The 14,680-nt window shown below is 40.1% G+C and carries 8 protein-coding genes; 5 read left to right on the plus strand and 3 right to left on the minus strand.

The window, feature by feature from the left end:
* On the plus strand, positions 1-390 hold a 390-nt coding region (locus R2Q84_RS24435), incomplete at its 5' end, for an SOS response-associated peptidase family protein (RefSeq protein ID WP_316819233.1).
* Positions 391-393: 3 nt separating this feature from the next.
* Here the strand turns inward: R2Q84_RS24435 and R2Q84_RS24440 are convergent.
* Together R2Q84_RS24440 and R2Q84_RS24445 are read right to left on the minus strand one after the other, a co-directional pair.
* A complete protein-coding gene (locus R2Q84_RS24440) occupies positions 394-648 on the minus strand; it encodes a hypothetical protein (protein ID WP_316819234.1) in 255 nt (84 codons plus the stop codon).
* Between the two features lie 125 nt (positions 649-773).
* Positions 774-4,466 carry an RNA-binding domain-containing protein gene (locus tag R2Q84_RS24445; protein WP_316819235.1) on the minus strand — a complete coding sequence of 1,231 codons (3,693 nt, stop codon included), beginning with the start codon at positions 4,464-4,466 and terminating at the stop codon, positions 774-776.
* 267 nt (positions 4,467-4,733) lie between these two features.
* On the opposite strand from R2Q84_RS24445, the gene R2Q84_RS24450 reads away from it, so the two are divergent.
* From R2Q84_RS24450 to R2Q84_RS24460, 3 genes are read left to right on the plus strand one after another with little or no spacing between them, the layout of a single operon-like run.
* Positions 4,734-5,471: an Error-prone repair protein ImuA gene (locus tag R2Q84_RS24450; RefSeq protein ID WP_316819236.1), complete on the plus strand. Its 738-nt coding sequence runs from the start codon at positions 4,734-4,736 to the stop codon at positions 5,469-5,471.
* Positions 5,438-6,985: a DNA polymerase Y family protein gene (locus tag R2Q84_RS24455; protein ID WP_316819237.1), complete on the plus strand. Its 1,548-nt coding sequence runs from the start codon at positions 5,438-5,440 to the stop codon at positions 6,983-6,985. The genes R2Q84_RS24450 and R2Q84_RS24455 overlap by 34 nt, the downstream gene beginning before the upstream one ends.
* 12 nt (positions 6,986-6,997) lie before the next feature.
* Positions 6,998-10,228, plus strand: a complete 3,231-nt coding sequence (locus R2Q84_RS24460) for an error-prone DNA polymerase (RefSeq protein ID WP_316819238.1) — start codon at positions 6,998-7,000, stop codon at positions 10,226-10,228.
* Positions 10,229-10,302: 74 nt separating this feature from the next.
* Here R2Q84_RS24460 and R2Q84_RS24465 read toward each other — a convergent pair whose 3' ends face one another.
* Positions 10,303-11,523 (minus strand): PIN domain-containing protein, encoded by a 1,221-nt coding sequence (locus tag R2Q84_RS24465; protein WP_316819239.1) that lies wholly within the window; start codon positions 11,521-11,523, stop codon positions 10,303-10,305.
* Between the two features lie 224 nt (positions 11,524-11,747).
* On the opposite strand from R2Q84_RS24465, the gene R2Q84_RS24470 reads away from it, so the two are divergent.
* Entirely contained in the window at positions 11,748-14,531 is a 2,784-nt protein-coding gene (locus tag R2Q84_RS24470) for a DUF4365 domain-containing protein (RefSeq protein ID WP_316819240.1), read from the plus strand.
* The last annotated feature ends 149 nt before the right edge of the window (positions 14,532-14,680 follow it).

A 14,680-nucleotide genomic window follows, 5' to 3' on the forward strand; every position in this document is an offset into this window, starting at 1 on the left:
GGTGTAGTCGGTAAAGAGTATTTTTGGTTTGCTGGTGTATATAATGACTGGTTTGACAAAGACGCAGGACAATGGGTAAGAACGGTTGCATTTGCAACTACAGCCGCAAACCTGATGATGCAGCAAATTCACAATTCAAAAAAACGTATGCCAACCATCTTGACAGATGACCTAGCCTGGGAATGGTTAATGGAAGAACCCAGCGAGGAACGTCTGACAGAAATTGCCTTAACACAAATACCTTCGAAATTAATGGAAGCATGTACGATTGATAAGGACTACCGATATGCCGGGGAAGCAAAGCCCGTAGAATATCCAGATCATCCTGCACTGGACTTAACTTATGTGGATCAGGAAAAGCTGGACTTTGATTACTGGCGTGTTGCCTAGCAGCTACGCATAGTGACCATCAATAGCAGCCCCAATAGCATCTACCTGTTCCTGATCCATATTGCCTTCTAATAATTTCCAGCAATGGTCGGCATCCGGACGAAGCACAGCTATCGTTTTTTTGTCCCGCATCACCTTGAAATTCAATATGTTTTCTGGCGTTCTGGTATCCTCAAAAGGACTGATGCTAAAAGTTAAAGGTTCAAGCCCGTGATTGATATCCACCGCTATTTCAAATATTTCTTCTTCTTCCTTCATCACTGTAAGTTTATTTTTTAGAATAACAGTTTGATAATGAAATTGTTGGTTCCTTAAATGGAAAATTAATTGATAAGAATCCCGTACTTTTCCTTATGCTGCCAGCAGTCGTTAAATCCTTTAATTTATGAATACACCACATTTTTATTTTCTTCAGCAGGAATTTCAGACGGTAAGTAAATTTGTTTCCTGTATTTTTCCCGAATGAATCTGGCAAGTTCTTTACCTTCTAACTTTTCAGATGAAGAAAGGTTCCTCACATATATATGTTCCGATCGGTTTCCTAAATCGTCTTTTAATAAATAAACCTCCTCTACACTAGGGCTAACCTCTATAATTAATACGTCGCCTTCAGGGAATTTTAAGAATTCTTTTGATAATAAAATTGATGAAAAACTATCTCCAAAGTATTCATTTAATTTTGCATCGAAGAATTTGCCAAATCCGTCTCTAGATCTGTCCTCTTGCTTAAAGGTATTGTAATCATCCTGCAGGCCGTAAATTTTCTTGTCGTCAGATACACCTAACAGTAGAAAGCCTCCGGATGTGTTTGCGAATGCAGCAATTGTTTTAAAAGCGCTGTGGATGATTGCTTTTTGTGCGGTTAAACCATTAATCTCCTCAATTCGTTGTAGAATTGAGGAAGGGTCAGCGGCTGTTTCAAGGCTTTTTGTTAGCGAATCTATCTGAGCTTTTCTTTTTTTGTCGGGAACTGGTTTGATAAAAGTAGACTTGAACTCTAATGTAGCACTCTCATCTTGACCAATTTTGTCTTTCCAGTATTTTCGCTTGACTTGTTGTTCACGTTCAAGCCGATCTGATTCCGATTCATTCAAAGAAAATATTCCATTCCTAATAAAGTCCCCAATTCGTTTTAGGTTATTTTTTGAAAATTTATCATCTTTAAGCGTCTCAGACAACATCAAATTGTTCGAAAGAGTGATCTTTGCAATTGTTGTTAGAACAGTCTCATCATCATTTTCGGAGTATTTATTAATGTACCCAATAAGCTCATTGAAGGAATCATTTGTTGTTTCATTAAATAAGGTTAGGATATTGATGAAATAAATTAAGCGGTCTATTCTTGAAAAATTTTCAAGGGTTTTAGGCTTAATTTTATTTTTTACTTCATTTAGCTGTTCTTTAAGTCCGTTATATCGTTCAAATGAATAATTATTTATAATTTCTTCAAGCAGTAAAATGCTATTGAAATAGTCAATGTATATATTTAGAAGATATGACCTTGCATTTTTGTGATTGACATAGAATTGCTTTGCAAGTTTGATGTAATTAATTTTTTCGTTTAAATCATTTAATCCTGCAGCATATTGTTCTAAAATAAAACCTTTTTCGGTTTCCACTTCATAGCTGGGACCTGATGCTTCTCTGTCAGGAATATCCTCTTCATCAAATTGGATATCAAATAAAAGTGATTTTATTCTTTTTTTAAGAGTCAGATACTCTTCCTTATAAATAGTGTCTGAAAGCGCCATGACGCTAAAGCTAAGCTTTTCAGTGCTTGCAATTTGAACTTTCAGTTCATACCCAGGTTTAAATAATTTTTTGAGTTCTGGCTCTTTTAAGGGCTCAGAATAAATTTTACTATTATGCAGTAAACCGTCCCCGTATTTAGTTGAGAGGAAGACACCATAGTCAACAACAGTCTTTACCGCGGCGTTGACTATTTCATACAATACTGGTTGGTTTTTAAATTGATTTTCAGAATAGTAATTAGTATCTTCTTGGGGCAGTTGCCTTGCTACGAAATATTTGAACTCTTTGGAATAATTGATCATCTGGACATTTGTCCTCCAACTGATTTCTCCGATTAGATGTTTTTTTAGCTCGAGATCTGTTACATGGTTTGATGGAAGAAAACCTGTCAGACCTTTATAATTAATAACGAAACCGTTAATATCTTTTGAGTTGATAGATACTTCTAAGAACTGACTATTAGTTAATTCTTCAATTATTTCTAAATTTTCATTTGAAATATTTTTTGGCTCGAAGTTCTTGAGTAGTCCTTGATTAACCTTTAGAGAACGGTTACTTAAAATTAGGGGTAAATCGAACTCCTCATTGTTATACTCCGTAAGTATTTGAAAAGCACAATGTAATAACGAATTTCTAAGTGACGGTTCTGGCTGGATAGCGGCATAGGATCGCAATAACTGGGCTTTTAGAATATTTGCTTCACTTCGATTTTGTAAGTGCTGAAGTAGCAAAACCTGCAGATAGGTCCATTTATTATAGTGATCAAAATTTGTGTTGTTTGATATATCTGTTTTCTCGAAAAGAGCTAAAAAATCTTCTTCGTTCCGTTTGGTTAGAAACTCTCTTTTTCTACTCCTAAGTATAGCATTGAATTTTGTTAATACTGAAGTCCTAGACTCTAAATCTAAAGAATCGATGGATGTTAGTCGAGACTCGATAAATTTAATGAAATCTATAGCGTCCAATAATCTGATATCTGAGTATAAAAATATGTAGTATGCAGATTCAATGGTCGTTTGTAGGTCTGTGACAATTTGTTTTATTTTCCCATTTTCTATTGCTGGTAGTATTTTAGCTCTTACTTCAGCTCGCTCTATGGAATATTTCACTTTTTCCCGGGTTGTCTTTCTTGTTAACTCATTCGGGAAAGCTTGAATAATGCCGTTTTTTAAAATCCATTTTTCAATATCGATTATGAGTTGATTTATCTCAATGGCACTTTTATAATCGCGCCTGTCTATTGCATTTCTAAATAGATTTGGTAATATTTTATTACAAAATGTTAAAATGTAAAATCCACTTCTAGATTCGTATTGTCCGCGCATCTGAAGTGTGTTGACATCATTAGTTTGTAACTCGAATTGAGGTGAAAAGTATTTTTTTTGATGGTTACTGTTTTGAATAATATTTTTGAAATCGTAAAAATAGGGATCATCATGAATAACTTGTTTAAGGTGAACATGATGGCTAATACGCTCCACGCGGCAATCAATGTGTTCCCCTATTTTTAGCTTTTCTACTTGATGTGGAAGTAGTATGACTTCGTGACTGTAATTATACTTATCTTTTAATGTAATCAGGCGGATTATTGGTTCCCCTTCTATTTTTCGCTCCTTAAAACCTGTCACTTCAAACTTGATTATGTCACCAACTTCAAAATAGGGGTGTCGTTCATCAATGTTATGTACTTTGGGAATTTCTCCTTGAAAATAACCTGAAATTTTACACTTTAAATTTTTGTATTTCCATAGTTTCTCAGTTTGCCACTTTTTAGCGCGCACTTGAATTTCATTGTCATTACGATCTTTTAATATTACTGTATTAACTGATAGCCCTTTCTTATCAATAAATGTCCCAAACGTAACTATGTCAAATAAATAATCATTGTCAAGTAAATAATGATGATTATCAAAGTCAATATTGTTTAATATTGGTTTACCAAAGCGGTAATTTATAACCTGGCACTTGATTGTTCTGTGTTGTGATTGAAAACTTAAAGATTTAACCTTTAGATCCAAACCTAGATCGTTTTCTAGTATGAAGAATTTTCCATTATTAAGATTTAATGTTTCTTTAATAACTAGTTCCTTTGTTTGGCCGATTTCAAAACCTGGTTGTATAAAACTAATTTTTGGCCCTTGACCAAGTCCGTTGTGTTCTTTGTAAAACTCATAGGTTTGTCCTTTAATAAGTTTTGCATTATGAACTTGATTGATTGGTAAACGATATTCATACTTCGTATCCACCTCCCTTAATTCTAAAAGTTCATTAACACCACTGCAAGTGTCTTCCACTACACAGTAAATTTTTTCAAGTTGCGTCATTTAAGTTTGTCGGTTTGGTTAATTATGAAGATAATAATAATGAAGTGCAAACAAAATTTATAAAAAAAATAGTTCCATTAATCTACGTATTGATTGGGCTGGGGCTGTCTAAATCCCGGTGCAGTTTTGGGAAATATAAAAACCTAAAGGCTTATTCACAAAAACCGTATAATTTTAAACATTTCATTATTTACTAACAAAATTAGCTATATATTTGTTGTGTAATTAAAATGCTAAAATAATTAGTTGTTTAGTTGGAGGTGGATCATGGATGCTAAAAAGGAAATATTAATCAAACTGCAGCAGGATATCCTGCTTTGGCAGGGATTTAAGCCACAGGCTGCGGCTAAAGCCGAAAGGGTTGGACTTGGTGAAATAGAGCAGGCATTTCCCGGCGGGGTATTTCCCAAAAGGGCTATCCATGAATTTATCACCGTTTTGCCAGAGGATTCAGCATCCAGCGGCGGTTTCATTGCTGGGTTGTTAGCTGTTCTGATGCAGGATGGCGCGGCTTGCGTTTGGGTGAGTACATCCCGCAAGTTGTTCCCCGCTTCTCTGAGTACATTCAATGTTGAGCCTGAACGGATCATTTTTATGGATGTCAAAACGGAGAAAGATGTGCTTTGGATTACAGAAGAGGCATTGAAGTGCGAAGGGCTGGCAGCAGTAGTTGCTGAGTTAAATAACCTAAGTCTAATAGAATCCCGCAGGTTACAGCTAGCCGTTGAAGAAAGTGGAGTAACTGGTTTTATTCTTCGAAAGGATGCAAGTAAAGCAACCAGTACAGTCGCAACGGCAAGATGGAAGATCAGCCCTTTGCCAACGGACACGACCAGTGGTCTACCCGGTTTGGGGTTTCCAAGATGGCAGGTAGAGCTGCTGAAAGTACGCAACGGTAATCCGGGAAGCTGGGTACTGGAATGGGCAGGAGAAAATTTTGCAGCAGTTAATAAGGTTAGCGGGCAATCGGTGTGGACAGAAAAAGAGAAGAGAAAAATTGGATAGGTATTATGCAAAGGCGTTTTGTTTCCATATGGTTCCGCCAGCTCCTGGCTGACTGGCAGCTGATTCGCAGGCCTGAACTCGCTGATGTGCCCTTTGTATTTGCTGCGCCTGATCATGGTCGTATGATGATCACCGCGGTGAGTTCGCTAGCTGCCGAATCCGGTGTGGAACCAGGTATGCGGGCAGCAGATGCCAAAGCGATTTGTCCCGGACTCGAAGTTTTAGACGATAAGCCAGGCAGACCATATAATTTACTTCGAGGGCTTGGGGAATGGTGCGTGAGGTATTCACCTATTGTTGCCATTGATGAATTTGGTATGGATGGTCTGCTGTTGGATATCAGTGGCTGCGCACACCTCTGGGGTGGAGAAAGAGAATATTTAAAAGAGATCGTTTCAAGGTTAAAAAGTAAAGGCTATACCGTTCGGGTGGCGATCGCTGACACCCCAGGTGCTGCATGGGCGGTTTCCCATTTCGGAAAAATTACGCCTCTGATTCCTGTAGGAGGTCATCCTGAAGCTTTACTTTCTTTGGTGCCTGAGGCTTTGCGCTTAGAAAATATGGCCCTGGCTAAACTCGGTAAGCTCGGATTTTACCAGATTAAAAGTTTTATTGGCATGCCTCGGTCCGTACTGCGCAGACGTTTCGGCGAAGGTTTTTTATTGCGCCTGGCTCAGGCCTTGGGAACAGAAGATGAGGTGTTAATTCCTTTGCAGGTTCCTGTACCATTTCAGGAACGCCTGCCTTGCCTGGAACCGATAAAAACCCGAACCGGGATCGAAATCGCCATCACTAAAATGCTGGAAAGTTTATGTAAGCGTATGCAGGCTGAAGGAAAGGGGTTGCGGACAGGGGTGCTAACTGGCTACCGGATTGATGGAAAGATTGTTCAGGTGGCGATTGGAACCAGCGGTGGGACGCATAGTGTGAGTCATTTATTTAAGCTATTTCAGTTAAAGATCGACCAGATTCGCCCTGCGCTGGGAATTGAACTTTTTGTTTTGGATGCGCCAAAGGTAGATGATGTGGAAGTTCCACAGGAAGCAATGTGGACCACAAAGCCCGGATTGGACGACCAGAGTGTCATCAGATTATTAGACCGGGTTGCGGGAAGGGTTGGTGCTGAGGTGATCCACCGGTACTTACCTGCGACACGTTACTGGCCGGAGCGTGCAGTTTTACGGGCGGGATCAATTGCAGAAAAACCTGCAACGGATTGGCGGGTAGAGCAGCCTCGTCCAACCGAATTACTGAAGCGACCAGATCCGATAGAAGTCATGGCACTGATCCCTGATCATCCGCCTAAGTTTTTTATTTACAAAGGGATCAGGCATCAGGTGATCAAAGCTGACGGCCCGGAACGCATTGAGCGGGAATGGTGGCTGGATGTAGGAGAGCATAGGGATTATTACCAGGTGGAGGATGATCAGGGTGGACGGTACTGGCTATTTCGTTCAGGCCACTATGGTGGTGATCAGAAATACCAATGGTTTATTCATGGTTTTTTTGCCTAAAGGAATAGTGTTATGGAATATAGTGAATTACAGGTGACTTCTAATTTCAGTTTTTTGCGCGGTGCTTCCCATGCGCATGAGCTGGTGACTCAGGCTGAAACTTTCGGGTATAAAAAGATCGCCGTAACAGATCGGAATACATTGGCAGGTATTGTTCGTGCACATGTGGCTTGTCGGGATAAGAACGTAAAACTGATCCCAGCTTGCAGGCTGGATCTGCTGGATGGACCTAGTCTACTGGCATACCCAACAGATAAGGAAGCTTATGGAAGACTATCCGCTTTACTCACATTAGGTAACATGCGGGCAGAAAAAGGTTCCTGTCATATTTCCCGCTCGGATGTATATGCGCATAGCAAGGGGGTAATATTTACTTTGGTGATGCCAGGAGTCCTTAACCGCAGGTTTGAATATGACGCAAGTTTCATTTCAGCAGCAGCGCAATACCGGGAGGCGCTGGGCGGACAACTCTACCTTGCAGCCACCAGAACGTATCTGGGCAATGATGACAAGCTCATTTTTCGAACCAGGCAGCTTTCTGAATTTTACGGAATCCCTGTCGTAGCCACTAACGATGTACATTATCATGATCCATCCCGCAGGGAATTACAGGATGTGCTGACCTGTGTCAGGGAAAAGTGCACCATTCAGGAAGCGGGATTTCGTTTGCACCAAAATGCAGAACGCTATATGAAAGAGGTGGCCGAGATGCAGCGCCTATTTCGTAAGCATCCTGAGGCCATTGAAAATACGATGGTCATCGCTGAAGCCTGTAATTTCTCTTTAGATGAATTGAAATACGTTTATCCCGAGGAAATCAATCAAAGTGGGCGCTCTCCTTTGGAAGAGCTCGAATACCTCACCTGGAAGGGGGCACATGAATTTTATGGAGAAGTGATTCCTGAAAAAGTAGTCAACATGATCAATCATGAAATGGCTTTTGTCAAGCAGATGGACTATGCCAATTACTTTTTATTCGTAGAAGATATCGTTCGTGAAGCCAGGTCCCGGGGAATTCTTTGTCAGGGCAGGGGATCGGCAGCAAATTCTGCGATCTGCTTTGTCTTGGGCATTACTTCGGTTAACCCCATGAAATTCGATCTGCTTTTTGAAAGGTTTATTTCTCCAGCCAGGAATGAGCCTCCCGATATTGATGTGGATTTTGAGCATGAACGCAGGGAGGAGATCATTCAATATATTTATAATAAGTACGGACGTGACCGTGCCGCCATCGTAGCTACAGTTACCCAACAACACCAAAAGGGTGCGATCCGGGATGTGGGTAAAGCGATGGGATTATCCGTAGATACCATCAACCGGCTTTCAAGTTCATTGTGGGAATATTCCAATGAATGGTTTGAAGGTGAACGTGTAACCGAATCAGGACTAAACCCCAATGATCCGCACTTGAAAAAAACACTGGAGCTGACTGCTCAAATGATGGGTTTTCCAAGACAGTTAGGCCAGCATACGGGTGGTTTTGTAGTTACCCAAGGCAAGCTTACCGACCTTTGTCCGATCCTGAACGCCAGAATGGAAGACCGGACAAACATCGAATGGAATAAAGATGATATTGATGCCTTAGGTTTTTTGAAGGTGGACGTATTGGCTTTAGGAATGCTGACCTGTATACGAAAGGGCTTTGATCTTTGCCGGGACCATTATGGTAAGCAGTTTACGCTGGCCAATATTCCGCAGGACGATCCGGATGTATATGATATGATCTGTCTGGCAGATACGCTGGGCGTATTTCAGATTGAAAGCCGGGCCCAGATGTCGATGCTACCCCGGTTAAAACCCAGAGAATTTTATGACCTGGTCATTGAGGTTGCGATTGTGCGTCCAGGGCCAATCCAGGGAGATATGGTGCATCCATATTTACGAAGGAGGAATGGAGAAGAGCCTATTGTTTACCCTTCGCCGGAATTGAAGGAGATTCTGGGTAGAACGCTCGGCGTACCACTGTTCCAGGAGCAGGCCATGAAGATCGCGATTGTTGCGGCAGGTTTTACGCCTGCAGAAGCGGATGGCTTGCGAAGGAGTATGGCCACCTTTAAGTTTAAAGGGGCTGTCAACCAGTATGAGCAGAAGCTCATTGATGGTATGGTGGCCAAAGGATATACGGTTGAATTTGCAAAACGAATTTTTAAACAGCTGGAGGGATTCGGAAGTTATGGCTTTCCGGAATCTCATGCAGCAAGTTTTGCCTTACTGGTCTATGTTTCCTGCTGGCTGAAACATTATTATCCTGATGTTTTTGCTGCGGCACTATTGAATAGCATGCCGATGGGATTTTATCAGCCTGCACAGATTGTCATTGATGCGCAGAAACATCATGTCGAGGTTCGTGAGGTAGATGTCAACCATTCTTTTTGGGACAACAAATTGGAAGAGAAATCAGGAAAGTATTTCGCGCTTCGCTTAGGATTCAGGGAGATTAAAGGAATCCGTGAGGATGAAATGGAGATTCTGGTGGAGGTCAGAGGTGATGGTTACAAGTCTATAACTGCTTTGCGAGATGCAGGTGTATCTCTCGGTGCTTTGGAAAAACTAGCTGATGCGGATGCCTTCCGGTCAATGGGAATGGATCGACGGAAAGCATTATGGGAAGTATCCGCTTTACAGGATATGCCGGTTGAATTGTTCAAAGGACAGGCCTCAGAAAGTGTGCTGGAAACTCAGGTAGAATTGCCATTGATGAGTAAGGGTGAACATGTCGTGCAGGATTATGCAACCATCGGATTGTCGCTAAAAGCGCACCCTGTAAGTTTCGTTCGGTCTCAGCTGGATATGTTAAATATCCGCACTTGTCATACAATTAACAACGATTCTACAAATGGACAGCTGGTAAAAGTAGCCGGCTTGGTATTGGTTCGTCAGCGTCCAGGAACAGCAGGAGGGGTCTGTTTTATTACGATTGAAGATGAATCAGGTTATTCCAATCTGGTGGTGTTTGAAAAACTGTTTGAAACCTACAGAAAGGAGATTCTGCATTCGAGATTGCTAATGGTTGAAGGCCGGTTGCAGCGGGAAGGTCATGTGGTACACGTGATTGTGAGTAAGTGTTTTGATTTCACCAAAATGCTGGGTAAACTGGTACAACGTGAAGCAGATGACCTGCCTGTATTGACTTTAGCCCGGGGTGATGGGAAGACGACACCTTATCCGGGTCACAATAAAAACGAGCAAGATTCTGAAAATGTTCCAAAAGGCGCGTTTCACGGGGGCAGGAATTTCAGGTAATATGCAGCTAACATATATGAGGATGAACGAGATTATCGAAAGGTAACCTTTGCGTGTGTCGCTTACTAGAAGAATTAATTGTTACTTACAATTTCATCGTAGGCCAGGCAGACTTCACATATTTCGTCGTTTGTCACAAATTCACTCAGGTTGCCACAGATGGTGCACATTCTATCAGGGACAATTTTAAATTCTCTCAAGACAATTTTGACCTTTGGATCTCGTAGCTGATGAAAAATGAAGTTGTAGGAGCAATGGTCGCAAGAAAACACTTTATCGGGCGACCCTACATCTATAAGTTCGTCACAATTGGGACATATTATATAGTGTGTGCCACAGTCGCATTCATATTCCCTTATTTCAATATAAGGGTCTTCAAGATTCACTTCTAGGTCGTTAAATAACGGAAGTTGCTTCTCGTCCATGCTGCCACCCTTAACTTTAGATGGGTCGAAGACCCTGATAGGCTTGGAAAAGTCGTCCTTAGATATATCAGCATCGCATAGATCGCAGTACCACCAATATTCTGCGTTTTCGATCTGCATTTGTTCTTCGTGACTGAGCAAAGTGTTTTCAATTTGAATTACCAACTTATTGAGTGCATATGAAAACTCAATAAGTTTGCTTTCAAAAATGGGGACGAGATCTGGATGCAGCGTTTCTCTATCATCTTTCGCTGAAAAATCACCAGAATTACTAGATACAAAGAAAGCGTCAATAGCCTCGGAGAATAACTCTGCATCTTTATCTTCTTCTTGCCGGACTTTATCCATATAGTCGATGAAACTAAGTAGATGTAGGGCATCTGCCATACTATTTTTCTTTTCTCCGATAAAAGGAGCCTTTTTAGCAAGAGCCATTTCGCTGGCTGCTATTTTATGATCATTTGTGATCGGTATCAGAAAAGTCTTATTAATCAAGAAATCTTCAACCTCAATTATATGATCTTCTAAATGCGATATTCGTGTAGCAGCCTTTTTCAGAATTTTCTCTGACACAATTTTTACTTCCAAATCGTCACCTTCCAAAAAGTCTGTAATTGGCTTCAGACTTCCGATATAACCTTTGATTTTTTGATTAATGTCTTTGATTTTAGCTTGTGTCTGGGACTTATTTCTATCAAATTCTTCAAGAATTATTGAGTTTATCAAAAAAATAACTTCACCACTAAGAGCCCTATTTTTAACGAATTCGAAAACTTTCAAATGCACATCCTCGTGTTTGTTCGAATATGGATTGAATCCATTTGCAAGGTAAATCCAATTGTTTGTATCTAGGAAAACGTAACTAATCATCTGAACGGCTTTTAACAAATATATCTAATTCGGTTTAGAAGTAGATTTGCCAGAGCTTGTTTAAGTCTTTCTAATTTTTCTGCCGTCATTGTAATCGCGTTTAATTTATATAAAGGTAAGAATTCATTTTGGTAGTATTTGAAAGGGGGTCGCGTTTGAAAATGAGCCCATGGATATTCATAATCAATTCCATTGTGAAAGGACATACACATTGAACTTGAGAAATGATTAAATTTGTTAATCAGCAACGCTCAAACAAAATGGTAAAAGGCAAGCAAAAAAATACTTCCAGAACTACAGAAGAAATACAGGAATCCGGCAATATACTACTCGACAACGTACTGGAAAGCGTTAGAGCAAAATATCAGGACCTGAAAATTAATAAAACCTCTGAGGAACATCAAAAAGATCGTGGAGTGGATTTTCAAGTCGAACTCATCGGCAAGCCAAACGAGAATACACTGGATATGTTCAAATTACAGGTTAAAGCAACCGATGAGCCTGTAAAACTTCTAAAAACAACCACTAATAAAGGATTGATTTCTTTTCAGATTGATAACCGCCATATCCGCTATTATCAGCAGGAAATGCCCTGGGCGCTACTGTTTCTCCTTTGCGACAATTCAACAAAAACCGTGTATTGGCATGCCATTCAATTGGACAATTCTCTCGAAGAACGCCTCAATGAATCGATTGCTAAAAAAAAGGAATCCATACAGATTTTCATAGACCCAAAAAATGTCCTAGAGCCAAACAGTTTCCTGGATTTTATCAGGGATGCCGAAGAGTCAAAGTCACTTCAGTTTTTTAGGGCCTCCGAAGGAAATGAAAATGCGCTGACTGCTGGTTCAGACTTCCAGGTTGACCAGAACAAACCGCTTCTGGAGCAACTGTTTACCTTGCTTGAATATCTATTTGAGGAGGTGCAATACCTTCCAGTCCATCTGCTGAGCCAATACCGACCATTCAAGGTTTCAGAAGTTCAATCATCTTTCTACCAGCAGTTCAAGCTTTACACTGAAAATGATGACCTCGTGGCGATGCTCGACACGTTCAAAGTCCAACCTAATGGAACGATCACCTTCACCAATCCTTCGTACATCCAGGATGTTGATGAATATGAAAAAAAGGCGATAGCCATACTATCAAAACTTAGTCAAAATCACATTTATACGATCATCTCTCAAAAGTCAAGGAAAGAGGTTTCAACCCGTTACTTTACACACGGTAACTGTAATTGTGTCGCCTGCTGCTATAACAGACTAGACATCCCGCAGACCATTAAAAAACTGCAGGAACCAAAAGACAAGTCTCTGGATGATCGGATGAAGACTGCTTACATGCACTATGAAATGGGCAATTATCTAAAATCAGCAGAGGCTTTCCAGAGCATCGGTAAGCAAGCAACTAAGGAAAACAAAAAGACGTTGTTCCTGATTACCCAGTTTAACCTGATCAAGCTAGGGAGGTTAATCAAAAACAATTATTATGATTACGAAACGATTGAGTTCGGAAAAACTTTAATGAATATTAATTTGGATAGAGCTGTCTATTCTGCCCGAAATAGAAGTCATCATCGCAAGCTCTTCAATTACATTAAAGAGGTCCGATTTTATTCTGATAGTGCTTATGAAGTCCAGACTAATGTGTCAAAATTAAGAAACGAATACCAGAGTTTTATAGGTGGTGGGATTTTCAACACACACTCTTATGACCAATTGCTTAATGGTTTTGCCAAACTGAACTCCTTTATTGGTGGAAACCGGATCGTTTACGACCGCTTTGGTGAGTTCAGCCTGCAGATGGATGGATTCACTGAGGGTGTATTTATTGCTCTAGCACTTCGAGAGACCAATAGTTACGTAATTTCCACGTTTAATGACTATCATATCCAGCGTCTGATCTTCGATGGGGAACATAAAGTTACCTGGCGTTATTTCAATAAATACCTTTTCAAATCAATTCCCTATAAGGAAAATGATGGAAAATTCTTTGCCATGATTAGCAATCTGCTAGCTAATCATCACCTAGTTAATGACGCATACAAGGCCTATTCACCAGACGATGGTTCATTTTGGCGGAACCAGTACCCTGAGGTCTTTGCTAATTGTCTATGTCTTGCAGCAATGATTGAAATGACTGATAAACAGGCAGAAACAATCAGTAGGGAAATTATGGATTGTTATTCTAAGGCAGATTTACCAAGCCCAGATGCTTATAGTCAGGTCAACAGCTTTTTCAGAGGGAAACGCAGTCAGTTTTCTACAGAACTCCTGAAGGAATTTATCACATTTTTTCTACAATATAAAGATATACACCTGGAAAAAAGGTTGAGCATTTTCACCGCAGAATTGAAGACCAGGAAACAGACTATTAGCCTTTCTACTGTACAGCGCAAACAACTATTTAAATATGCATTTGGAGAAGATAGAGATGAATTGCGTTATTTTAATACTCTGGCACTTTTTCATCCGGTAGCGGATAACTCACTTAAAAAGGAAATAGAGAAACGTATTACGGCACAGCTTCGTGCTAAATTTGATGCCTACCACTATTATTACGCAGTGATCACCGATACATTGCCGTTCCAAGGATCCGAATTCTTGGATAAATTTATAGAAGAAACGTATCCAGATCCCAGTAAGTATTCCTTCAGAAATAACTTTTACGGTCCTCAAGATAATGAATACCCATTGTTTGATATGTTTTTCAACTTATGTTTCAAATTTGGGCTACAACCTCGAGAAATTACCGATAAAAAAATGGATGGCTTCGGAGATTATTACGACTGGTTACTTGATATCGGTGGATTTGACTATAGTAAGTTTAAAATATCCTGGTTGGGCTTATATCCTACAAAATTCTATTTGCAGGAATTTGCAAAACCTCTAATCTTAAGAAAAACTGTAGAAAAATACCTCCGGAGTAATCGAGACTTTCAGATGGAGCGGCTATATTTTGACATTTATAACCCTCAGATAGACGAAGTTGAAGCAGACTACGAATAAAATTAATAGGTTATTAGCCGAATATAGTAGAAGCCTTTATCGAGGTCCTGCCCCAATTCCACACCCCAAAGTGATGCTTGGATCTAAAACCGTGTATGAAATTCACTTTAGGATGCATTATGAAAAGAGATGTTTTTTGGATGGAGAGT

It is taken from the genome of Pedobacter nyackensis, assembly GCF_032678475.1.
Classification (GTDB): Bacteria; Bacteroidota; Bacteroidia; order Sphingobacteriales; family Sphingobacteriaceae; genus Pedobacter; species Pedobacter nyackensis_A.